The organism is Olivibacter sp. EAT-5 (genome assembly GCF_044784325.1).
GTDB classification, from domain to species: domain Bacteria; phylum Bacteroidota; class Bacteroidia; order Sphingobacteriales; family Sphingobacteriaceae; genus Olivibacter; species Olivibacter oleidegradans.
In genome coordinates this window covers 4,626,594-4,650,126 of sequence record NZ_CP173028.1, presented here as the reverse complement: position 1 = coordinate 4,650,126, position 23,533 = coordinate 4,626,594, and the positions used below count along the sequence as shown (strand labels likewise).

Sequence of the window (23,533 nt, the reverse complement as noted above, 5' to 3'; positions counted from 1 at the left end):
TCTAGAAAAATGGCTTCCCCTGTGGTGACCCCGGAGAGATTCGAACTCTCGACCCACTGATTAAGAGTCAGTTGCTCTACCAACTGAGCTACGGAGTCGTTATACTTTTCTTATTGGGAGCCCAAAGTTAGACTTTTTCTCAAAAAAAAGAACATTTTTTTATAATAATCTTTGCTGAAGCGCCTCTTTGATCAACTCTGCCACATTTTTTACTTCGAATTTTTGCAGCAAATTCCGCCTATGTGTTTCCACGGTTAAAGGGCTAAGAAAGAGTGTTTCAGCCATATTAGCCGTTGTCTTTCCTTCAGCGATCATAGACAGAATCTGTTTCTCCCTTTTCGTAAGCTGCGGAGGGCCTTTAAGTTCATTTAGAGTGGGTTTGGCAATAATTTCATTTACTTCCCTGCTAAAAGCGATTTCACCTTTATAGGCCGCCTTAATCGCATGAACGAGGTCGTCAACCGATACATTTTTCAACAAATAACCACTTGCTCCATTTTGCAGCATCTTCATAACAAAACTTCGTTCGGCATGATTACTCAGCGCTAACACAGAGACATTTGGAGCTTTAATCTTGATCTCTTTACACCAATCGATACCACTACCGTCCGGTAACATGACATCTAACAGCACAACATCCACTTCATGACCGGTTAAAAACGCCATAAACTCTGCGCCACTTATAAAGCAGTCGACAACTTCAATCTCGCTATGATTTGTCAAGAGCGTTTTAAGACCCTCGATAACGATCTGGTGGTCATCCACGATGGCTAACCGGATATTGCTATTAAGATATGACATGAATGTTCTATTCGTTTAATGCCTGTTGGATACAACCGCTAAAATGCAAAGAAATTTCCTTAAAGTAAAAGAAAAAGTCTGAACGGAAAGCTTATTTTTATCAGACTACTTATGAAAACTAAATAATATTTACTTTTGCACCATGGCAGAAGAAGTAGAAGCATTCGACATAGAAGATAACGGCGAACAGGATTTATTTGAACATTTACGGATAGTGGTCGATAAGGGCCAAACGCTGTTGCGCATAGACAAGTTCCTTATGCACCGTGTTGAAAATGCTTCTAGAAACAGGGTGCAAAATGCCATTGAAGCAGAGAATGTCTTGGTTAATAATAGACCGGTTAAATCCAGTTACAAAGTAAAACCTGGCGATCTAATAACAGTTGTATTACCTCATCCGCCAAGAGATACTGAAATTTACCCGGAAAATATTCCCTTAGATATTCGATATGAAGATGATGATCTGCTAATCGTAAATAAACCAGCGGGGATGGTGGTTCATCCAGGTTACAATAATTACACAGGGACACTGGTGAATGCGTTGGTTTATCACTTTAATCAATTACCTCAGCTACCAGGTAACGATGGCCGACCGGGGCTGGTGCACCGGATAGACAAAGACACCAGCGGTTTATTGGTCATTGCTAAAAACGAGTGGACGATCACAAATCTCGCCAAGCAATTTTTTGACCATACCATTCAGCGTAAGTATTTAGCATTAGTTTGGGGCGACCTTCAAGAGAACGGTACAGTTTCCGGATATATTGGCCGAAGCCTTAAAGATCGTCGTGTAATGTCGGTTTACGAAAATGAAGATAAAGGTAAGTGGTCCGTCACGCATTATAGGGTTCTTGAGCGTCTAGGCTATGTCACACTCATCGAGTGCCAACTGGAAACCGGCAGAACACATCAGATCCGGGCGCATATGCAGTCCATTGGCCACCCCTTATTTAATGATACACTTTATGGCGGTGATAAAATTTTAAAAGGAACTGTTTTTACTAAGTACAAACAATTTGTAGACAACTGCTTCTCCATCTTACCCCGTCAAGCCCTACATGCAAAAAGCTTAGGGTTTACACATCCTAAAAGTAAAGAACTCATGCACTTTGAAAGTGATTTACCGGATGACTTCGCCATATGCTTAGATAAATGGAAATCCTACGTGCAGTACGAACGAAGCAAGTAATTTTTTACAGAATTTTTTCCCTTTTTTTTCGTTAAATTAAACAATGAACGATAGATATATAAATCATAACGGAAGTTTGATGCTGGAAAATCAGCCCGCTATACAAAGTAGCAATAGAAGTTTAAGATATGGAGACGGAATTTTTGAAACCATGCGTTGGACAGATGGCGATATTCGTTTTCTTCAGTACCATGTTGAGCGACTTCAAGCCAGTATGGAACTTCTCCATTTAGAAGGTTTTGCAAAATTTGACACCTATTTTATCCGTGAAAAGGCGGCAGAGCTGGTTAGAAAAAATAAACTGGGGGCAGATGCTAGAATTCGGTTAAACGTCTACCGGGCAGGAGCAGGTCTCTACAGCCCTGAAACGAACAAAGCAAATTATCTTTTGGAAGCAAATCCGCTTGATCATGATGGATATCGGCTAAATAAAACAGGGGTAATCATCGATGTCTATCGAGAGCATAAAAAGTCGATTAACAGCCTCTCTCATCTGAAGAGCAATAATGCACTTATTTATATATTGGCCGGTATAGAGCGAAAACGCTTAGGTTGTGATGATATTCTTATCCTAAATAATGACGGGTTTCTCTGCGAATCGCTGAGTTCTAACATCTTCGTTTGGTATAACAAAACATTATATACACCGGCTTTAAGCGAAGGTTGTATCGCAGGTGTTATGCGTAAAGTTGTCATCGAAATGGCTAATGAGTACGGCATCGAAGTGGTTGAGGCACAAATAAGCCCTGAGATACTGCATGAGGCCGACGAAATGTTCTTAACGAATGCAATACATGGTATTTATTGGGTGATGGGATACAAAAAGAAAAGGTACTTCAACCATCTATCCAAAAGTTTACAAGAAAAATTGGGGAAATGGCAACTTGCCTCCGATTTAAATGAAGAGTAACGGTCATGAATTTAGAGAGCAGCGTAATTTTAGTCATTACTGCTCTCTATAAAAATTCCGAGATAATCACTCAAATCGCGCGCCTCTTAAAAATTCTTCGACGGACATCTTTTTCTTTCCCTCTAATTGAAGTTGGAGTACATCTAAGTAACCATCTCGTGTGGTAAATCGTAAGTAATGCTTACCGTCGGTCACGATGCTGCCAGGTTCCTTTTCCGGTAGTACGGGTCCCTTCAATGGACGACAAGCGAAAATCTTTAAAGTTTTACCCTGAAATACCGTAAAAGCAGCAGGGTAGGGACTCAGTCCCCTAATAAAATTATACACCTCCTCAACCGGCCTTTCCCATTGTATTTTACAGTCATCTTTAAAAATCTTTGGAGCATGCTTTAATTTCTGTTCATCGGCAATACTTGCTTGTGGTATTTCGTGATGTTTGTCCTCCCTAATAAGTTGCACCGTTTTAACCAATAATTCAGCTCCCACATACATTAATTTATCGTGTATGTCGCCGGCAGTGTCATCCGCTTCAATGGACACGCGTTCACTCAATAAAATATTACCTGTATCTATCTCATGTTGTAAAAGAAAAGTAGTGACGCCTGTTTCTCGCTCTCCGTTCATCACTGCATGATTTATTGGTGCCGCACCCCGATATTGAGGAAGGAGAGAGGCATGCAGGTTTACCGTTCCCTTAGGAGGCATATTCCAGACAACTTCCGGTAACATTCTAAAAGCTACCACCACTTGTAAGTCCGCCTGATAAGCGGCTAAAGCATTGATAAAATCGGGGTCTTTTAGTTTATCGGGCTGTAAAACAGGAATACCTCTTGATAAAGCAAATTTTTTAACTGCTGATTCTTGTACCTTTTGTCCCCTTCCTGCCGGTTTATCCGCTACCGTAACGACAGCTACCACATTTTCTCCTGCCTCCAACAGCGCTGACAAAGAAGCAACTGCAAATTCAGGAGTGCCCATAAATATAATTCGCATTATTTTTCTGTTTACGTTTCTTTAAAAACACTTCAATCTTTACCTTTGCTAAGGTACAAAATATATAGTCAGACTTGAATTTTCCCTTATACTTAGCAAATAGGATTTCCAAAAGCGGTGCACGCAAGTACTCTAGGCTAATCGTGAGAGTAGCAATAGCGGGTATCATGCTGGGACTAGCCGTAATGATACTAGCTATTGCCATTTTAAAGGGCTTCAAAGGAAGTATAATCGAAAAAGAAAGAGGCTTTAATGGCGATATTACTATTTATAAACACAACTTGAACAATTCATACGAAAGCTCACCCTTTAGCATACGAACCGACAGCCTGCTACTAATTAAAAAAATAGCCGGTGTTAAAGAGCTTAATGCGTTTGCTACTAAGCCGGGAATTATTAATGCTGAAGACGAAATAGAAGGCGTTGTGCTGAAAGGGATTGACAGCGCCTATAACCAGGAAAAGTTGCGCAAGATACTGGTTGAAGGAAACGTAATCAATTTTACGGATAGCATACCTGCGCAACAACAAATACTTATTTCGCGTTATACTGCTAATAGGCTTAAACTTAAACTCGGAGATGACTTTCTCATGTACTTTGTTCAAGAACCGTTGCGAAAAAGGAAGTTCACAATCGTGGGTATTTATAACTTAGGTGTTGAGGAAATTGATAAAACCTATGTAATTGGCGACCTATCACTCATAAGACGACTAAATAAATGGTCGGATAACGAAGTGGGCGGTTATGAAATCATGACAAGCCATTTCGGAAAAGTAGAAGAAATAAATCAGCGAATATTGGATGCTTTACCCATTCAGCTACTATCGGTCACTGTAGTCTCTCAATTTCCTGAAATTTTTGATTGGCTTGCGTTACTTGATATTAATTCGCAAATTATCCTTATCCTGATGATTTTAGTGGCCAGTATTAATATGATATCTGCCTTGCTAATTCTCATTCTCGAACGAACAAATATGATCGGGATATTGAAAGCACTAGGACTTACCAACCTATCTATTCGAAAAGTATTTCTCTATAATGCACTTCGTCTTATTGGTCTGGGACTTTTACTTGGAAATATATTGGGTATCGGTCTATGTGTTTTACAGTACTATACGCACTGGTTTAAATTGGATGAAAAGGATTACTATATTTCATATGTCCCCATCGACATTGGTATTCAAGAAATTATGCTACTCAATATCGGCACAACATTATTGTGTTTATTGGCCCTTTTAGTTCCATCCGGTTTAGTAAGCCGAATCACACCTATTAAGGCCATTAGATTTAAATAGACACCTATTGTTGTTTTGCCTCGTTCCAGTAGACATCCATTTCTGCCAAAGACATATCTTTTAAACTTTTTCCATCCTCCTGTGCCCTTTTTTCGAGATGGCTAAAGCGTTGTATAAATTTTTTATTCGTTTTTTCCAATGCATTTTCCGGATTAATACCTAAAAACCGAGCATAATTGATCAACGAAAACAAAAGATCACCAAATTCCTGTTCCGCCTTCTCTAAATCGACCGCTTCACTTTTCGTGATATCCAGTTCACTTTTAAATTCCGCTAATTCTTCCTCCACTTTTTCCCATACCTGACTTTTGTCCTCCCAGTCGAAGCCAACGCCTCTGGCTTTATCTTGAATTCGATAGGCTTTCACCAAAGCCGGCAGACTTTTCGGAACTCCTGCTAAAACCGATCGGTTTCCCTCTTTTAACTTCAGCTGTTCCCAATTACGTTTTACATCTTCTTCATCTGTTACTTCAATATCTCCATAAATATGTGGGTGTCTATTGATAAGTTTGTCGCATACACTGTTAAGGACATCTACAATATCAAAATCATTCGTTTCTTCAGCAATACGGGCATAAAACACCAGGTGCATCATCAGATCGCCCAATTCCTTCTTTATCTCCGGCAGGTCTTTATCCAAAATAGCGTCCGCTAATTCGTAGGTTTCTTCGATCGTTAAGTGCCTTAACGATTCCATGGTCTGTTTTCTGTCCCAAGGGCACTCTAAACGCAATGTATTTAAAACTTCCAGTAAACGTTCAAAGGCTCTGGCGGGCGTATCTTGTTTAACAGGCGCAGTATGTGGCATAATTAAATGATTTGTGTTTTATGGGCTAACCATTGCCGATGTTCTTCATCTAAATGGGGAGATAAGCGTTCATAAACCATGTTATTATATTGGTTTAACCAATCGACGTGCTTTTGATCCAACAGCGTTTTATCAACCAAACCCGTATCAATATAGCACAATGTCAACGTCTCAAAAGCCATAAATTCACCAAATTCAGTTTCCTGATCGCGGATACTTAAGACTAAATTTTCGATTCGTATACCATAACGACCCTCACGGTATAAACCAGGTTCTATGGAAGTAATCATTCCTTCCTCAATGGCAATATCTATATTGGCCGTATTGAACACATGTGGTCCTTCATGAACGTTTAGAAAAAAACCAACGCCATGTCCGGTACCATGGCCATAATTTCTCAGTCTATCCCAAAGGGGCTTTCTAGTAATAGCATCTATTTGATACCCTTTGCTTCCTTTTGGAAAAATGGCAGTACTCCCTTCAATCATTGCTTTCAGCACCAATGTGTAGTCCATACGTTCAGCATCTGTTGTAGCTCCTAACGAGATCACCCGTGTAATATCGGTCGTTCCTGTTGTATATTGTCCGCCCGAGTCAATGAGTAACAGTCCTTCTCCTTTTAAGGAAGCATTACTCTCGTCCGTCGCTTTATAGTGGGGGAGCGCACCGTGTTCTTTGTAACCAGCGATGGTGTCAAAGCTCTCATTTACAAAGCCTTCTTGTTCTTTGCGAAATGTCAGCAATTTCTCAGCAATATTAATCTCAGTAAGTTCTTCTTTCCCAATTCTCCCTTCAAGCCACCTGAAAAATTTGGTAAGGGCAATGCCATCTTTAACCATCGTCTGCCTTGTATGTTCAGCTTCAATATCATTCTTAGATGCCTTTAGTTTTGTGCTGGGATTTAGCGCTTCGATAATACGTTCATATTGCGGAATCTGCGTATATACGGCATAACATGTCCGTTTGGGATCCAATAAAACAGTTTCACCGGCAGGCAATTGACTAAGCGCCTCTTCCAGTGTATCATATTCGGCAACCGCCACACCTTGTTCTTCGAGCCTTGTCTTATCGCTTTGGTCTAACTTGCTACGATCGATAAATAAAGTTGTTTTTATAGGTTCCAAAAGGGCGAAACCTAAAACCACCGGATTACATTTGACATCACTTCCCCGCAAATTAAAAATCCAAGCTATATCATCTAAAGATGAAACCAAGTGGTAACTGGCATTAAACTTTTGCATGGCCGCTCTTACTTTCGATATTTTCTCCGTAATAGTTGCACCAACAAGCTCTTTTTCAAGAATGTATGCTCTTTCTTTAGGCAGCTCGGGTCGGTCTTGCCAAATTTTATCTAACAGGTCAACGGTTCCATTGATCAAAATTTTGCGTGGCTGCAGTCGATTAATAAGTTGTTCAGCGATATAAACCGAGGCAAGCTTTCCATCAAATGCAACGGTATTCCCCGGTTCTAAACGTTCCGCAAGCCACTCAATATATTCGGCAGTACCCTGTGTTTTCAGCTTTACCAACTCAAATCCACTGCTTTTTAACTGTTCGTCGGCTTGTACAAAATAGCGCGAATCGGTCCATAAACCGGCAAAATCCTGGGTGATAACCAATGTCCCTGCCGAACCTGTAAAACCGGAAACAAAAGCGATGCATTTGAAGCGATCCGGAAGATATTCACTAATATGTGGGTCTGATGAAGGAATGATATAAGCATCTATCTGCTGCTCCGACATCTGTTTACGGATAGCGGACAGCTTCTCAAAATATGTCATAATACACGTAGATTTTGCGCAATTTACTAATTGTGGCACCATTACTAAAGCATTTTTTTGAAAAATGACAAGATACACAGAACATGTGTAGCACTTGTTTCTCCAATACGTTATCAAGAAAGGATAAAGCTATTTTTTATCAATTAAATTTTTATCTTTATCCTAAATAAGAAAGCAAATATATTACTCGATTTTATAAATGTGGCTCACCACACATTTTAAAAAAAACAATTAAGTATGTCTCTTAAAATAACATTTTCTTTAACCGCTTCTTTGGCTGTACTATTATCGTGTGCAGCTAAAAAGAATCAACAGGCAGAAGCCGATTGTCCGCCGAAGCCCTGTACGATGGAATTTAGAACCGTCGGCGTAGTTTTTACAGATAGTAAAGGTGATACACTTCAGGTGAAAGACTTTTCCGTTACGCTTAAAGCTACGGGCAAAAAACTTCCAAGTGGCGCTGAACAGTCAACTGATGCTGCAAATCCCTTTTATATGATTGCATCTGATGGTGACAAAAGTGCACTTAGTGTGGAGGGAGATACGGTAGTCGTCAGTGGTACACATCCAAGTAGTGGACAAGTCAAGAAGACCGACTTTGTGATTAGCGGCGGACGCTGTGAATGTCATATAAATAAAGTTTCCGGACCGGAAAAGATCGTCTTTTGATAAAAAAACGGCAAAAGCTTCTCCATGAGAAGGCTTTTGCTGTTTACACTATACCGTCCAGCGTTCACAGCGTTCCAGAAATGCCGCATCTACTTCTGCACCTATTCCCGGACTTTCCTCGAGACTGATATCGTAGGCATCAAAGTGAGGCCCTCCAATAATGGGATCTTCAAGATGACCAATCATACAAGTGTCCATATCATGGTATATAACACCTTCACAGGCATAAGCGAGATGTACATTTGCTCCTAATGCCAGGCGGCTTTCCAACATACCGCCGATCATGCAGGGAACACCGTGTTGCTTTGCAATCCGGTGAATTTTCAGTGCTTCAAAAATACCGCCCGATTTAGCCAATTTGATATTAATAGCATCGCAACTTTTTGTCCCTATCAAACGTTCGGCATCCCAATGGTCGTAACAACTCTCATCTGCCATAATCGGTATACGAACCTTTTCCCTTAAAAAAGGCAATAAATGATCATCATAAGACCGCATGGGCTGCTCACAAAACTCGATATTATAACTAGTTAAAGCCCCAAGCACCCGTAACGCTTCTTCGTAAGTCCAACCCTGGTTGGCATCTAAACGTATCGGAATATCATCTCCAACCGCCTGACGGATCGCTTGGATTCTTAAAATATCTTCCTCAGGGTTCTTCCCAAGCTTTACTTTTAAAATGGATGCGCCGTTTTTTACAAAAGACAACGCTTTCTCTGCCATAATGGCTGGAGCAGCGATGCCCACTGTAATATCGGTTGTTATGGGCCGAACTATGCCCTGTAAGTATTTGTAGAGCGGCTTATTTTCGTACTTAGCGGCTAAATCGTATAGTGCCATATCGAACGCGCTTTTTATTGTAGAATTTTTGGCAATAAAGGCATGAAGCTCGTTCATCCGTTCTTCTAATAAAAGTGCATTTTTACCTTTCCATAGGCGACTAAAGTCCCGCGCAAGCGTTAAACAGGTATCTTGTGTCTCTCCAACAATCATCGGAAACGCTGAACATTCCCCGTATCCGATTAATCCTACATCTGTGTGTATCCTTATCAAGGTGTTTTGAGCATAATCCATCGTGCCTGTCGCGATTGCAAAAGGCTCCATTTTGATACTAAATCTAAAAATTTCGATATGTGAAATCAGCATAGTTAAAAACGTAAAAAATGAAAAAGCCGGTCTTCCGTTGAGACCGAAAAAAGTTAATACATCCGACCATCAATCAATATAATTCGCAAGATAACTGTTTTCACCGAAGTGACCTTATTTTAAGACGAAATCCTTATTCGATCTAAAGAAGGTCAGCAAAAAGAAAAACCATTAATAATCATAAAATAACATTATAATACTACCTTTACATCTATTATGGCAAATCACCTTCAAAACGAAAGCTCTCCATACCTTAAACAACATCAACATAACCCGGTTGACTGGTATCCTTGGGGAGATGAAGCTTTAAGTAAAGCCAAAGCCGAAAACAAATTACTTATTGTTAGCATTGGCTATTCCGCGTGCCATTGGTGCCATGTGATGGAAAGAGAAAGTTTTGAAAACAAAGAGGTTGCCCAAGTAATGAACCGTCACTATATTTCTATCAAAGTGGATAGGGAGGAACGGCCCGACATCGATCAGGTTTATATGACTGCCGTTCAGTTGATGACAAACAGTGGTGGCTGGCCGCTAAATTGCATCTGCCTTCCGGACGGTCGACCGGTTTATGGCGGGACTTATTTTCGGCCGGCCGATTGGGTAAATGTATTGAACCAAGTGCAGGCACTTTGGGCAAACGAACCGGAAACGGCAATCGAATATGCTGAAAAGCTGGCACAGGGAATCACGGAAAGCGAAACTTTCAGAATCAGTAAGATTCCCGAGAAATACAGTGAAGATGATCTAAAAGAGATCGTAAAACCTTGGCAGCAAACTTTCGATCCGATAGATGGAGGCTACAAAAGGGCTCCTAAATTTCCTTTGCCAAACAACTGGTTATTCTTTCTTCGTTACGGCCACCTGGCAAATGACGCGGATATACTGGAGCATACGCATTTTACACTGCAACATATAGCTGCCGGAGGCTTATACGATCAGGTAGGTGGCGGCTTTGCCCGTTATGCGGTTGATGGACAATGGCATATCCCACACTTCGAAAAGATGCTTTACGATAATGCGCAACTCATAAGCTTATATGCCGAGGCTTATCTGCAAAAACCGGAGCCGCTTTATAAACGTGTGGTAGAGGAGACCCTTCAATGGGTCGATCGTGAAATGACGTCAGCAGAAGGCGCCTTTTATAGCGCACTGGACGCAGATAGCGAAGGTGTTGAGGGAAAGTATTATACTTTTCAACAAGAAGAAATCGACAATCTGCTGGGAAAAGATGCCGATTTATTCATCTCGTATTTTTCAATAACAGCAGCAGGTAACTGGCCGGAAGAAAAAACGAATGTACTGAAAACAAGGCTTGATGCAGACAAATTGGCAGAACAAGCCGGCTACAGTAAAGAGGAGTGGGAAACTTATTTAAAAGATATCAAAAAGAAAATACGCCACTACAGAGAGCAGCGTATACGTCCCGGCCTCGATAATAAAATATTGACAAGCTGGAACGCCATGATGTTAAAAGCTTATATAGATGCTTATCGAACATTCAATAAGAAGGAATACCTTACCGTAGCAGAACGAAATGCGCATTTTATTCTTCGTAAGTTGATCACTGAGGAAGGCACACTTTTACATCAACCTCAAACTCCTTTTAAAACGATAACGGCGTTTTTGGATGACTATGCGTTTGTTATTGAGGCCTTCATCGCACTTTATGAGGTAACCTTTAATAAAGCGTGGTTGGATCAAGCTAAATCATTGGCAGATTACACACTTGCACAATTCTATGACCGGCAGGCCGGTGCATTTTACTATACCTCCGACTTAACAGAAGTGCTGATTACACGGAAATTTGAAATAATGGACAACGTGATTCCATCCTCCAATTCAGTGATGGCACATCAACTAAATAAGTTAGGCGTAATTTTTGAGGATTCAACTTATAAGGAAATTGCAGCGCAGTTATTGGCTAATGTTTTTCCACAGATTAGAACTTATGGGTCTGCATACTCCAACTGGGCAATCCGCTTACTTGAAGAAGTGTACGGTTTCCATGAAATAGCGATTACCGGACCGCAATCAAATGATTTACGGATCGCTATCGATCAAAAGATTTATAGTCCCAATAAAGTTATTTTGGGCGGCGTAGAGGAGAACCTGCCACTTTTAAGAAATAGAGTTACTGAACGTAGTCTAATTTATGTTTGTAAAAACAATACATGCAGTTTACCAGTTGATAATTTAAAGGACGTAGAAAATTTAATTCTTAAACAGGAGGCCTAACAAGAAGGTTTCCATAATTTTATAAAAATGACCATTACACCAAACAGCGTAGTAGCGCTTACTTACAAATTGCACACCATCAACAACGGAGAAAAAGAGTTTGTTGAAGAGGCAGACAAATCGAATCCGCTTGTGTTTCTATATGGAGTAGGAATGATGCTTCCAAAATTTGAGGAGAATATCGAAGGTCTTAAGCAAGGAGACACCGTTGATTTTGAATTGTTAGCAGTGGATGCATATGGTGAAAAAGATGACAGTGCCGTTGCACAGCTTCCTGCTGATATGTTTAAAGAATCGGGCATTCCTCCGGTTGGTGAAATTCTTCCCTTGCAAGACAATCAGGGTAATCAGTTCCGTGCACGCGTGGTAGAAGTTAGTCCCGAAGCGGTCGTTGTCGATCTTAATCACCCGATGGCCGGACAAAATTTACATTTCGATATCGAGATTTTAAATGTACGTGAGGCTACCGAAGACGAACTGTCGCATGGACACGCGCACGGAATTGACGGAGATAGTGGACACTAATATTAGAAATTTCTTGTTCTTTTAAACGGGGCGCCATTGCGGCGCTCCTTTTTATTTTTATATCTCTTCTAATTTGAAGCATTAGCGGAGCGATCTTGAACTACAAAATGAGCACTTGTGAAAAAAAGTGAATTTACGTAAGTTCGCAGCAGCGATAGACTTTATTACATATGAATTATTTCCTGGTTAAATCAGAACCCTTTAAATATAGCTGGCAACAATTTTTAAAAGATAAGCAAACCTTTTGGGATGGCGTCCGAAATTACCAAGCGCGCAATAACTTGAAAGCAATGAAAAAGGGCGACTTAGTGTTATTTTATCATAGCAATGAAGGGAAAGAAGTCGTCGGAATTGCGAAAGTTGTGAAAGAAGCTTACCAAGACCCAACTACCAGCGATGAACGTTGGGTTGTTGTAGATCTGGCTCCGCTTCAAACCTTGAAGAAGCCTGTCACGCTGGAGACAATAAAAGCCGATGAGCAGTTGCAGGATATAGCTCTTGTAAGACAGGGACGTTTATCCGTGATGCCCTTAGCACCAGAAGAGTTCGATCGTATCGTAGCGCTTGGAAGCTAATTGTAGAAGGTTGGGAGGATAAAGGTAAATGTGTAAGAGATTTTACCTTTAACCTTATATCCTAAACCATATACCTTATTTAGCGCCTATTTGGTTAAAGAAATTGTATAGTTCACTGGCTTCTTCGGGTTTCATCTTCCCTGCAAGTATCAAACGTAACTGGCGGCGACGTAAAGCACCATCAAATAATTCTTTTTCTTCCTCTGTCTCCGGCACCAATTCGGGAACCGCAATCGTACGTGAATTCTGGTCAATTGCTACGAAAGTGTAAAAAGCCTCGTTTGACTTAATTCTACTTCCAGATGGAATATTCTGGGCATATACCTGAAGCTGCACTTCAACCGATGTATTAAAAGCTCTCGTAACCTTTGCCTCTATACTAATCACATCTCCCAACTTAACAGGATGGCGAAATGATACGTTATCAACGGACGCTGTTACGACAATCCGATTGCAATGCTTCTGAGCGGATATAGCTGCGGCTATATCCATCCAATGCAATAGCCTTCCGCCCATCAAATTATTAAGCGTGTTGGTATCATTTGGTAAAACCAGTTCATTCATAATAGTGAATGATTCCTTTGCAAATTTCTTGTTCATGCCGCAAAGATAGGTAAACCCAACAAGATATTAATCGCGAATCGGCCCCTTACCGGATGTATTTACGGTACCAAATCCGATTAATTCTTCCCAGCGTGTAGCCGGCTTCCGATAATACACAAATACATCGTAGGTATTGCCTGTCTCAAAATGATGTCCATCATACCTATTTAACTGTTCTTTACCATTTATCTTGCTGATATAAGTGTAATGATAAAGCCCTTGTTTAAGAAGCAGCTCTCCTTGCCATTGCTTTTGATCCGGATCATATTTCATTTCGTTAGTCCCATCTGTCGCAAAGTTGTTAAATAATCCGGCAATGTAGATCTTTTCGTTCGCAGCAGGAGGCGATGACGTTTTTAAGGTGAAAGTCACAGCTGCATAATCGCCTTCAAAGTCACTATTCTCAAAATCGCTATTACGCAAAAAAAACTTTCCATCCTCGTCGTAAGAGAAGCTATAAGATTCTTGAGACAGGTCATGATCCAACATAACGGACATTCGCCGTATGCTATCTTTGCTGCTTGCACTGATCTGACCGGATAATAGACGGAAACTTCTTAAATCTAAATTTCTGAACTCATTTCCTCCATCAAAGTCTAAGGTCGCATTATTATTATAGATAAGTTGTCCGTCCCTTACAAACATTGGCTTCGTCAGTACTTCTTGCACATCATCCCTACGATTTTGTTTTACAACCAGTTTGATATCCTGATAAGGGTTATTAAGTTGGATGTTACCCAGATTGATCTCAAGGTTTAGTTTTTGGTTTTCCTTCCTTTTTATCACATTAAAAGAGGGAAGTGTCTTAATACCCACACTTACATCTTGTCTTAAAACGTAAAACCTTCTGGTTAAAATCAATCTTGCCTTATCCGCATCCTCATAAACCTTTAGGAGATAGTTGCCGGGCAGCTTCGGAATCATACTGCCTTCATTAGGAAATCGAAGTTCGTAATGCGTATATGCCTGGAGCGTATTAACGGAACTTTTATAATCATACAAGCGATCTTCCGTGAGGCCATCGATATACTCAATAGTGGAAAGATTGCTACTACGCCAGTCAGAGGTGCAGTGTTCGATTGTGTAATAATAAGTACGATTATCTGCTCGCAAATCATCGAAGGAAAGAAAAAACTGATCTCCTCCACCCAATGTCATCAGGGGAAGCGATTGTTCTTCCTTCGCTTGATAAAATTGAACTGATTTTATCACGGGTAAATAGTTTACATCTTCGTATCGAAGGTCTTGCTCCGGAGAACGTTCCATTCGAACCCGTTTTTTCTCTCTTTTCTGCGCAGACACCTGTGTTGCATTGAATACAACAAGCATAAAGAAGAGGCCTAAAGAAAATCTCATGTATCAATTGGTATTAGTGCCGCCTAATTTACAAGAATTTCGATACAATAGTCCGATTTAAGTCCCTTCTAGTGTCAAAATTTCATCGGCCAGCGTTTCCCATCTCTGCTGAAATTGAGAGAGCTCCGCTTTCTTGCTGTCATAGCGTAAATTAATTTCTTTTAATTGTTGCGGGTTATTGTACAAAGCCTGATCGGTTAATTGCTCTTCAATAGCTGCAACCTCCTTTTCCAATTCTCCCACTTTTTCTTCTAAAACACTCAATTCTTTATTCAACTTCTGCAATTGTTTGTGCTTATCCGGCGTTTCTGCATGATAAGTATTATTTTTTTTATTTTCCTCTTTCTTGGGAGTTGTATTTACCAGCGGCTTTTCTTTTACTATCGGTCTTTTCGACTGCCACTCTTCATACTCCTTATAGGTTCCGGGATATTCTTTTATTTCCTGATTTTCAATGTACCAGATCTTGTTAGCTACACTATCTAAAAAGTAGCGATCGTGCGAAACGGTGATCAATGTACCCTCGTATTGTTGAAGTGCTTGGATGAGGATATTAACTGATTGGATATCCAAATGGTTGGTAGGCTCATCAAGAATCAGAAAATTCGCATCCGCTGTCAATGCCTTTGCTAAAGCCACGCGCGACTTTTCACCGCCGGAAAGTACTTTAATTTTTTTAAAGGCGTCATCACCTGTAAATAGAAAGCATCCCAAAATGGAGCGTAACTCTGTTTCCGTGTGTTTTGGGGCAAATGCCTGTAACTCCTGCAAGATCTCATTTTCCAAATGTAGCGCTTCCAACTGATGCTGAGCGAAAAAGGTGGTCGTTACATTATGACCGGTTTCACTCTTTCCTTCAAAATCTTTATCTGCATTAGCAATAATACGTAATAGGGTGGACTTCCCCTTTCCATTTGCACCGATTAAGGCAATCTTATCGCCCTTCTCAATCACGGCATGTGCGTTCTTCAAAATAGGCACACCGGGATAAGCTTTTGTAATATGCTCCAGTCGGACTACATGACGGCCGGATTGTTTGCTAAATTTGAAGCTAAAATTGACGGTGGGGTTGTCGTCATCCACATCGTCCACACGTTCCATCCGTTCAAGCGCTTTTATACGTGACTGTGCCATTTTTGCCTTGCTCGCTTTAGCCCGGAAACGTTCTATCAACCGTTCTTCTTGTTTAATTTTAGCTTGCTGATTTTTAAATTGGCCAGCCTGAATCTCGTTACGCAAAGCCTTCTCTTCTAGGTAAAAACTATAGTTTCCTGCATATAGCGTAAGCTTTCCTTTTCTAGATTCTACTGTTTTATTAATAACGCGGTCCAAAAAATAACGGTCGTGCGAAACAATGACAATGGCCCCTTCAAATGCCTGCAAATAAGCTTCCAACCATTTAATGGAAGGTAAATCCAAGTGGTTGGTCGGTTCATCCAGCAACAAGATATCAGGTGCCTGTAATAAAATACGAGCCAGCATAACACGCATTCGCCATCCACCTGAAAATTCCGAGAGCTTTCGGCTCTGTTGCTCATCATCAAATCCCAGGCCCGCTAAAATCTCGTGGGCCCGGTATTCAATATTATATCCATCCAATGCTTCAAATTCAATTTGCTTATCGCTAAGCTTATGAATTAATTCCTCGCTATAATCCGTCTCCATCTTTTTCAGCAAGGTTTCTATCTCAGCATGCAGCTGGTTCTGTCTTTCAAATGCTTCCATGGCTACATGGAGAATACTCTTTTCCGATTCGTAAGAAAGCAAATCCTGATTAAGGTAACCGATCTTCAAGTCCTTTGCCATCGAGATGGTTCCGGACGTTGGCGTATATTCGCCTACTATGATGCGCAGCAGCGTTGTTTTTCCTGTTCCATTAGCGCCAATAAGGCCTACTTTATCACCTGGTTTTATATGCCAATTTGCATCGTCATACAATGCTCGGGCTCCTATTTCGAAAGTTAAATTATTAATAGCTATCATTGCGGGTGCAAAAGTACGATTTTTTTACGTTGCCTCAGTCAGTCAATTGTTTCATTGCCTAATTTTCATCATCTTTGCGCCATGTATAAACTAGTTAAACCGCTATTTTTCTTAATGAATCCTGAGTCGGCCCATCATAATGTTACGGGAGGCTTAAAAGCAGCTAATAAAATTTGGGGAGGCAGTAAACTGATCAGAGCCGCTTTTAATTATGAAGACGCTCGTCTACAGAAAACAGTTTTTGGTTTAACTTTTAAAAATCCGATCGGTTTAGCCGCAGGCTTTGACAAAAACGCTGAATATGTGGATGAACTTGTGGATCTAGGCTTCGGCTTTATTGAGATTGGGACGGTTACTCCAAAACCTCAATCCGGTAACGACAAACCGCGCATGTTCCGACTAACGGCAGACGAAGCTTTGATCAACCGAATGGGTTTCAATAATCAAGGCGTCGACGTTGCTGCAACGAGACTAAAGTTTTTGAAAAAAAGGAGCGAAGTCATTATCGGTGGAAACATAGGAAAAAACAAACTAACTCCTAATGAAGAAGCGGTAAATGATTATATTTTGTGTTTTGATGCACTTTTTGATGTGGTCGACTACTTTGTCGTAAACGTCAGCTCGCCTAATACCCCTGGGTTACGGGATCTACAGGAAAAGGCACCGTTAATGCATATCTTAAACACTTTACAGCAACGTAATCTTAAAAATGGCATATCTCGGCCGATTCTTTTAAAAATAGCTCCTGATTTAACAAACAGCCAGCTGGATGATATTATAGAAATTGTTACCACTACAGGAATTGCAGGCGTTATTGCTACGAATACAACCATTGACAGAGAGGGGCTCCGCTCGCCGATCAACTTAACTAGGGAAACAGGTGGGCTAAGCGGAAAGCCTTTAACCAAGCGTTCTACGGAAGTAATACGCTATCTGTCGGAAAAATCAAACAAAGCGTTTCCCATTATCGGAGTAGGGGGTATACACAGTGCAGAAGATGCGCTGGAAAAACTGGAAGCCGGTGCTTCTTTGGTACAGCTGTATACCGGATTTATTTACGAAGGTCCGGGGTTGATTAAGCGAATCTGTAAAAAGTTGAGTAGTCAAATAGGATAATAGGTAAGTAGGTAAGTAGTCGAAGTGAAACCACTCAACGACTCAACGACTTAACTTTTCCCCAGGAAACGGATATTCCTCGTCAACCCCGAAAATTTTGCACGCTTGACGGCAGACTTTTTAAAAACGCGTTGAAAAGTTTCCTCAGTAATTTCTTCCCAATCCTTCTTCGTCATCTCCAATAAGTCTGGATGCGGCTTAAAGGACTCTTCCTTATGAGGTTCAGCAAAACGATTCCAAGGACAAACATCTTGGCATACATCGCATCCAAACATCCAGTTGTCCATTTTACCTACAAACTGATCAGGAATCTCGTTCTTAAGTTCAATGGTCAGGTAGGAGATGCACTTACTTCCATCTACAATTTGCGGCGCAACAATAGCCTCCGTGGGGCACGCATCGATGCATCGCGTACAAGTTCCGCAATAGTCTTTTGTGGGAGCAAGATCGTAATCCAACTCAATATCAACTATCAGTTCACATAAAAAGAAGAAAGATCCTTTTTTTCTATTAATTAAGTTACTGTTTTTGCCAATCCAACCTAAACCCGAACGTTTAGCCCAAGCACGGTCCAGCACCGGAGCCGAATCCACAAATGCCCGTCCTCCTACTTCCCCAATCTCGTCCTGCATAAAGTGCAGTAACGACTTAAGTTTATTTTTAATTACCGTATGATAATCGACGCCATAAGCATATCTGGATATCTTTGGAGAATCTTTATCTATCTGTATATCAGAAGTAAAATAATTAAAACCTAACGATATAATAGACTTAGCACCTTCCACAAGGAGACGAGGATCCAATCGCTTATCAAAATGGTTTTCCATATAGTACATTTCGCCATGCATTTCCTCCTTTAGCCATTTTTCCAAACGCGGTGCCTCTTCCTCCAAAAAATCAGCTTTGGCAATGCCACAGAAAGCAAAACCTAAGCGCTTTGCTTCATCCTTGATTAATTTCGAGTACTTTTCTGCAGCAATTAACATAGTGCAAACTTAGTTAAATCGGGTATTAAATACAATGTAGCAATTACTGCTTGCTTATTGTTGTCGACTCAGCGCTTCGTTATGCTTCAATGATAAGGAGATCCAATGATCAAAAGCAGCTCGATCTTTAAATGCCTCTTCATAGACGAAAACGTAACCTTTCACCAAACGCTTTCCGTGTACCATAGGTTCACAGCCAGGTATTTCTAAGCACTCCTCATAAACAGCTGGTCCGATGCGACACATCAATCGATTGTCTCTCGCGCAGATACACATTTTATCGTTTACTAAAAAACAAATGCCCCCAAACATCGTTTTTTCCTTAATTGTTGGGATATCCATTAAAGCTTCCCTTAGTCTGTTTAATAATTTTTCATTAACTTTCATTGAAATATTACTTTTGATGGCAACAAAACTGATTTTTATCCGACAATACTGAAAATGGACAAGAGATAATATGGATTCGTACTTCTAATATAAAAAATTAAACACAAAATTTAATAACTAATAACTAACAACTAATAACCAACAACGAATAACTAACAACTAATAACTAATAACTAACAACTAATAACTAACAACCAACAACGAATAATCCATGCTTTATTGGCACAAGATAGGTCCGGATTTGCTCCCTGCCGTAAACACAATTAGAAAAGTTAGGATTGGAGGAAAAACGATATGTTTGATCGACTACGAACAGGAACTTTTTGCTACAAGCTACAAATGCCCACATGCCGGTGCAGATCTAAGCGCAGGCTGGTGTGAAAATAAACAGATCATCTGTCCGTATCACCGGCATGCTTTTGATCTATCTAATGGACATGGAGCAGCCGGGCAGGGTAATTATATTAACGTATATGCCTTGGAAAAACGGGGAGAAGACTGGTATGTAGGTATTAAACGGAATTTTTTTCAACGTATATTTCGCGGGTAATTTAATGACACAGCGTTGTTCCTGACTTTGGATAGAGTAGTGGGCTCAAGTAGGCTATATCTAAGTTTGCCCCCCTAAGAATAAACCAGACACCCATTATAAGAAACAAGAATGGAATCAATCCGATAAAATTCAAACGAATTCGTTTTCGAAAATAATGACCGCAAACAAGAGCGATGAGTAGGAGGGGAACTGTTCCTAAACCAAAGAATGCCATAAAAATAAACCCATTAACAGGAGACCCCGTGTTCAAAGCTGCTGCCAAAGCAAGATAAACCATTCCACAAGGAAGCAAGCCATTCAACAGACCTACAACAAAATGTCCCCCGGGACGTTGGATCCAATAGCCCATTTTATTGAACAACGGTTGCCAAAAAGTGCCTCCATATGAAAATGAGCCTTTTCCATACCGCTGTAAAAAATAATACAGGGCAAATAAGAGCAAGATAATGCCGGTAACAAGACTCATATATTGTTGCCAGCCCCGTATTAAAGTGCCAGCTCCAAGTAATCCCAATACAAAGCCCAAAAGACCATAAGTGAGAATCCTTCCTAACTGATATAACAGATGTATACCTACTTGCTTTGCCCACGATACGTTCATTGCCGGTAAAGCGAACATAAGAGGTCCGCACATGCCTACACAATGAACACTTGAAATTACTCCAATAAAGAAAGCAAGAATCATACTTTAATATTTAAAGTTTAGTTCAAATATAATTGCTCTTCCTGGAGGTAAGACCGCTGCTGACTTTCCCAATCGAGCTTAATATGCCATACCCCTTTTTTCAGGTTTTTAATTGGGAGACGGTAGACCGACTTTGATGTAATAAAATGAATACGTTGGTCTAAAGATCTGTTGGATGACCTTATAAAATCGACCATTCCCTTATTATTTTCTTCTGCAAAAGAAAGCACCAAACTATCTCTCACGACGTTCAAGGTAACTTTTCGTTGATACCGAACAAGATTTTCCTTCTTTTTATAGACACGCTCATAGTCCAACCCCTTCTCATAATAGTCTGTCTCTTCAAGCGTGTCTGTGTCTTGGTTGACCATATAGATTCCAACAGCAACGATGGATGACATGGCGATGGCCATTCCTATAACGATTCTCATTCCCCAATTCATACCCTAATTATTAATACAATCTTTATTTACGTGAGGCTGCGGGCGGTGCGACAAAATTGGTCCTCATTTTTTTCAGGATTTTCCCTTCAGAACTAATATTTACTACGACATCGGTTTTATATACGTTGATAGATTTTTTAGGTCTTATCAAGAATAGGGAAAACCGTACCGTTTCACCTGGTACCAATACCTTTTTAGCTTGAAGCACTTGAACTGAAAAATGCTTATCAACGCAGCTAAGATCAAAAGGGATATCCTTGGACGATTTATTTGTAAGCTCCATATTATACAGATTGGTAACAGTACCATCATCTCTGAAAATATAACTTGTACCGCTTGCCCGTAGCAAGGTTCCGTCTACTACATTTCTAGTGATCAGCAAGCTCAAAAATACACCGATAAGTACAACCAGAACCGCACTATAAGCAACCGCACGTTTATTTTTCTTTTGCGCCGATCCAAATTCAATCTCATTCTGTGAATAAAAACCAATTAGATTTTTTGGACGATGAATTTTTTCCATAACTCCATTGCACACATCAATGCATGCGGTGCAATTAACGCACTCCATCTGAATCCCGTTTCTGATATCTATTCCGGTAGGACATACGTGCACACATAAGTGACAATCCACACAATCACCACGCAAGTCGGCTTCTTGCCCTTTTCGAATAGGCCCTCTTGGTTCCCCACGTTTATAGTTATAGACAACGGAAATGCTCTGCTCATCCAGAAGTACCCCCTGCAATCGTCCATAAGGACAAATCGTTGTGCATACAATTTCGCGAACAAAGCTGAATACCGCGTAAAATACGAGCGTAAACAGCATAATGAAAATAAAACCGACGAGATGATTCTGTACGGGTTCGGTTATGATAGAAAAAAGCATATCAATACCGATAATGTAGCTCAAAAGTAAATTAGCAATCACGAAGGAAATAAGAAAAAACATGGTATGTTTACTTATTTTTTTCATCAATTTCTCTTTGGTCCAATCCCCTTCATTTAAGCGCCGCTGCTCGTTGGCATCACCTTCTATCCAATATTCAACGCGCCTGAAAACCAATTCCATAAAAATAGTCTGTGGACAGGCCCAGCCACACCAAACCCTCCCATATACAACCGTAAAAAGCACAATGCAGACCATGGCTATCAGCATGCCAAATACAAAAATGTGTAAATCCTGTGGATAAAATACCGCTCCGAAAACACAAAACTTGCGCTCAATTATATTGAACATTAAAAAAGGTTCACCCTCAATTTTGAGAAAGGGAGCTAGTAACAACAGCGTTAACAGGAAATATCCGACATATTGTCGATAGCTGAAAAGTCTACCGGTAACCTTTTTTGCATAAATCCAGCGCCTCTTATTCTTTTGTGTATTGGTTGCTAAGGCCATTTGTTTCATCTGTTCTTTTGTTCATTAGCATATCGCTCAATTCGCGCTTTGATGCTGTTCATTAAGATTTCCTTGGGGAGCCTTTGCGTTTGGCGGATTGGTACCCTGAAGTGATAAAATATAATTGGCTACTTGTGCTATTTTAGAAGGTGATAACTGCTGCTCCCAAGCGATCATGCCTTTATCGGGCACGCCGCGTTTTATGGTCTTAAATACGTCTTTTATACTAGCCCCATGAAGCCAATAATTGTCCGTGAGATTCGGACCGATTCCCCCTTCTCCAACGGCACCATGACAAGCAATACAGTTTTGATCGAAGATCGCCTTTCCTTCGGCAATTACCTCCGGACTTTTGTCTACTTCAACGGAATTTTCATCCACATTGTCTACTTGGCTCGCTAAATAGGCTTTACGCTCTTGTTCGGCCACGCGCATTTCCTTCTTATATTCATCGTTCTGATTCATCCCCCAACCAAAAACGTGATAAACGGATAAATAAACGACACCAAATACCATGGTAGCGTAAAAAAGCCCCATAAACCAGGCGGGTGTTGGATTATCCAATTCCCTGATATCATCATAAGCATGGTCAATTACTAAGTCTTCTTCCTCCGAAAGCGGACGTAATCCCATTACATTATTCCACCATTGTTTTAAGTGCGCACGCTTTTCCTTTTGTTTAGCCTTGGTAGCCGCTTTCGCAGCAGCCTCAATTTCAGGCATCATCACATGAACAATCGTCTTAAACGCCTTATTTAGTACGATCGCCGCAATTAGCACCGTCAACACCACGATTAACAGGCTTATCAGTAAAACATCCTGATGGATATTTCCGCTTCCCCAGCCCCTTTCGGACGTCGCATTATTTATCTGTAATAATAAGTTATTCATACCTGATCGTTAATCTAAAACCTGTTCGTTTTCCATTTTTTCATTTTCCAGTGGAAGTTGGCTCATGTAATCGCTGTATGGCTTTCTCATGCGAAACAGCCATATGGCCACAAAAACAAAAAACACAAAGAAGATCCATAACGAGAGGATAAGATACCACTCATCTCCTCCTAAATCTATTATTTGCTTAAACATATTTAAATA

At 40.5% G+C, this 23,533-nt stretch carries 24 protein-coding genes and 1 tRNA gene; 9 read left to right on the top strand and 16 right to left on the bottom strand.

The window, feature by feature from the left end:
* Positions 1–22 precede the first annotated feature (22 nt).
* Together ACH11B_RS19340 and ACH11B_RS19335 are read right to left on the bottom strand one after the other, a co-directional pair.
* Positions 23–98 (bottom strand) — tRNA-Lys (locus ACH11B_RS19340).
* Between the two features lie 61 nt (positions 99–159).
* Positions 160–801 carry a response regulator transcription factor gene (locus ACH11B_RS19335; protein ID WP_013666808.1) on the bottom strand — a complete coding sequence of 214 codons (642 nt, stop codon included), beginning with the start codon at positions 799–801 and terminating at the stop codon, positions 160–162.
* A gap of 142 nt (positions 802–943) precedes the next feature.
* Here ACH11B_RS19335 and ACH11B_RS19330 point away from each other — a divergent pair, with 142 nt between their 5' ends.
* Both ACH11B_RS19330 and ACH11B_RS19325 read left to right on the top strand, forming a co-directional pair.
* Positions 944–1,990: an RluA family pseudouridine synthase gene (locus tag ACH11B_RS19330; RefSeq protein WP_130857698.1), complete on the top strand. Its 1,047-nt coding sequence runs from the start codon at positions 944–946 to the stop codon at positions 1,988–1,990.
* 43 nt (positions 1,991–2,033) lie between these two features.
* The gene (locus tag ACH11B_RS19325) at positions 2,034–2,900 is read left to right on the top strand and encodes an aminotransferase class IV (RefSeq protein WP_013666806.1); all 867 of its coding nucleotides are present in this window, start codon (positions 2,034–2,036) and stop codon (positions 2,898–2,900) included.
* 66 nt (positions 2,901–2,966) lie between these two features.
* Here ACH11B_RS19325 and fmt read toward each other — a convergent pair whose 3' ends face one another.
* Positions 2,967–3,893: a methionyl-tRNA formyltransferase gene (fmt, locus tag ACH11B_RS19320; protein WP_377608977.1), complete on the bottom strand. Its 927-nt coding sequence runs from the start codon at positions 3,891–3,893 to the stop codon at positions 2,967–2,969.
* 74 nt (positions 3,894–3,967) lie between these two features.
* Here fmt and ACH11B_RS19315 point away from each other — a divergent pair, with 74 nt between their 5' ends.
* The gene (locus ACH11B_RS19315) at positions 3,968–5,188 is read left to right on the top strand and encodes an FtsX-like permease family protein (protein WP_130857700.1); all 1,221 of its coding nucleotides are present in this window, start codon (positions 3,968–3,970) and stop codon (positions 5,186–5,188) included.
* 4 nt (positions 5,189–5,192) lie between these two features.
* On the opposite strand, the gene mazG is transcribed toward ACH11B_RS19315, so the two are convergent.
* Positions 5,193–5,996 carry a nucleoside triphosphate pyrophosphohydrolase gene (gene mazG / locus ACH11B_RS19310; protein ID WP_013666803.1) on the bottom strand — a complete coding sequence of 268 codons (804 nt, stop codon included), beginning with the start codon at positions 5,994–5,996 and terminating at the stop codon, positions 5,193–5,195.
* Positions 5,997–5,998: 2 nt separating this feature from the next.
* Positions 5,999–7,777: an aminopeptidase P family protein gene (locus ACH11B_RS19305; protein WP_130857701.1), complete on the bottom strand. Its 1,779-nt coding sequence runs from the start codon at positions 7,775–7,777 to the stop codon at positions 5,999–6,001.
* A 237-nt stretch (positions 7,778–8,014) separates the two neighbouring features.
* Between ACH11B_RS19305 and ACH11B_RS19300 the strand changes: the two genes are divergently transcribed.
* A complete protein-coding gene (locus ACH11B_RS19300; protein ID WP_130857702.1) occupies positions 8,015–8,446 on the top strand; it encodes a hypothetical protein in 432 nt (143 codons plus the stop codon).
* 48 nt (positions 8,447–8,494) lie between these two features.
* On the opposite strand, the gene ACH11B_RS19295 is transcribed toward ACH11B_RS19300, so the two are convergent.
* Complete coding sequence (locus ACH11B_RS19295) at positions 8,495–9,592, bottom strand: mandelate racemase/muconate lactonizing enzyme family protein (protein WP_377608979.1); 1,098 nt, start codon at positions 9,590–9,592, stop codon at positions 8,495–8,497.
* A 216-nt stretch (positions 9,593–9,808) separates the two neighbouring features.
* Here ACH11B_RS19295 and ACH11B_RS19290 point away from each other — a divergent pair, with 216 nt between their 5' ends.
* The 3 genes from ACH11B_RS19290 (at position 9,809) to ACH11B_RS19280 (ending at position 12,927) form a co-directional block, all read left to right on the top strand.
* Complete coding sequence (locus ACH11B_RS19290) at positions 9,809–11,827, top strand: thioredoxin domain-containing protein (protein WP_377608981.1); 2,019 nt, start codon at positions 9,809–9,811, stop codon at positions 11,825–11,827.
* Positions 11,828–11,854: 27 nt separating this feature from the next.
* Complete coding sequence (locus tag ACH11B_RS19285; RefSeq protein ID WP_013666798.1) at positions 11,855–12,352, top strand: peptidylprolyl isomerase; 498 nt, start codon at positions 11,855–11,857, stop codon at positions 12,350–12,352.
* A gap of 170 nt (positions 12,353–12,522) precedes the next feature.
* A complete protein-coding gene (locus ACH11B_RS19280; RefSeq protein ID WP_013666797.1) occupies positions 12,523–12,927 on the top strand; it encodes an EVE domain-containing protein in 405 nt (134 codons plus the stop codon).
* A 75-nt stretch (positions 12,928–13,002) separates the two neighbouring features.
* Here the strand turns inward: ACH11B_RS19280 and ACH11B_RS19275 are convergent, their stop codons facing one another.
* From ACH11B_RS19275 to ACH11B_RS19265, 3 genes are read right to left on the bottom strand one after another with little or no spacing between them, the layout of a single operon-like run.
* Positions 13,003–13,527, bottom strand: a complete 525-nt coding sequence (locus ACH11B_RS19275) for an acyl-CoA thioesterase (RefSeq protein WP_013666796.1) — start codon at positions 13,525–13,527, stop codon at positions 13,003–13,005.
* A 30-nt stretch (positions 13,528–13,557) separates the two neighbouring features.
* The gene (locus ACH11B_RS19270) at positions 13,558–14,886 is read right to left on the bottom strand and encodes a type IX secretion system plug protein domain-containing protein (protein WP_377608983.1); all 1,329 of its coding nucleotides are present in this window, start codon (positions 14,884–14,886) and stop codon (positions 13,558–13,560) included.
* Between the two features lie 57 nt (positions 14,887–14,943).
* Positions 14,944–16,869: an ABC-F family ATP-binding cassette domain-containing protein gene (locus ACH11B_RS19265; RefSeq protein WP_013666794.1), complete on the bottom strand. Its 1,926-nt coding sequence runs from the start codon at positions 16,867–16,869 to the stop codon at positions 14,944–14,946.
* Positions 16,870–16,950: 81 nt separating this feature from the next.
* Here ACH11B_RS19265 and ACH11B_RS19260 point away from each other — a divergent pair, with 81 nt between their 5' ends.
* Positions 16,951–17,985 (top strand): quinone-dependent dihydroorotate dehydrogenase, encoded by a 1,035-nt coding sequence (locus ACH11B_RS19260; RefSeq protein ID WP_130857707.1) that lies wholly within the window; start codon positions 16,951–16,953, stop codon positions 17,983–17,985.
* A 50-nt stretch (positions 17,986–18,035) separates the two neighbouring features.
* Here ACH11B_RS19260 and queG read toward each other — a convergent pair whose 3' ends face one another.
* Both queG and ACH11B_RS19250 read right to left on the bottom strand, forming a co-directional pair.
* Positions 18,036–18,971, bottom strand: a complete 936-nt coding sequence (queG, locus tag ACH11B_RS19255) for a tRNA epoxyqueuosine(34) reductase QueG (protein WP_377608985.1) — start codon at positions 18,969–18,971, stop codon at positions 18,036–18,038.
* 54 nt (positions 18,972–19,025) lie between these two features.
* Positions 19,026–19,358 (bottom strand): TfoX/Sxy family protein, encoded by a 333-nt coding sequence (locus ACH11B_RS19250; protein ID WP_130857709.1) that lies wholly within the window; start codon positions 19,356–19,358, stop codon positions 19,026–19,028.
* A gap of 211 nt (positions 19,359–19,569) precedes the next feature.
* On the opposite strand from ACH11B_RS19250, the gene ACH11B_RS19245 reads away from it, so the two are divergent.
* Complete coding sequence (locus ACH11B_RS19245) at positions 19,570–19,908, top strand: Rieske (2Fe-2S) protein (RefSeq protein WP_130857710.1); 339 nt, start codon at positions 19,570–19,572, stop codon at positions 19,906–19,908.
* A gap of 1 nt (position 19,909) precedes the next feature.
* Here the strand turns inward: ACH11B_RS19245 and ACH11B_RS19240 are convergent, their stop codons facing one another.
* Genes ACH11B_RS19240 through ACH11B_RS19220 form a run of 5 tightly spaced genes read right to left on the bottom strand, consistent with a single transcriptional unit; the run spans position 19,910 to position 23,524 of the window.
* Positions 19,910–20,596, bottom strand: coding sequence for a sulfite exporter TauE/SafE family protein (locus ACH11B_RS19240; protein WP_130857711.1), 687 nt, complete (start codon positions 20,594–20,596; stop codon positions 19,910–19,912).
* A gap of 17 nt (positions 20,597–20,613) precedes the next feature.
* Positions 20,614–21,027: a FixH family protein gene (locus ACH11B_RS19235; RefSeq protein WP_165447044.1), complete on the bottom strand. Its 414-nt coding sequence runs from the start codon at positions 21,025–21,027 to the stop codon at positions 20,614–20,616.
* Positions 21,028–21,061: 34 nt separating this feature from the next.
* A complete protein-coding gene (gene ccoG, locus ACH11B_RS19230; RefSeq protein ID WP_130857713.1) occupies positions 21,062–22,447 on the bottom strand; it encodes a cytochrome c oxidase accessory protein CcoG in 1,386 nt (461 codons plus the stop codon).
* A 27-nt stretch (positions 22,448–22,474) separates the two neighbouring features.
* On the bottom strand, positions 22,475–23,329 hold the full coding sequence (locus ACH11B_RS19225; protein WP_130857714.1) for a cbb3-type cytochrome c oxidase N-terminal domain-containing protein: 855 nt from the start codon (positions 23,327–23,329) through the stop codon (positions 22,475–22,477).
* A gap of 9 nt (positions 23,330–23,338) precedes the next feature.
* On the bottom strand, positions 23,339–23,524 hold the full coding sequence (locus ACH11B_RS19220; protein WP_013666785.1) for a hypothetical protein: 186 nt from the start codon (positions 23,522–23,524) through the stop codon (positions 23,339–23,341).
* Positions 23,525–23,533: the final 9 nt, after the last annotated feature.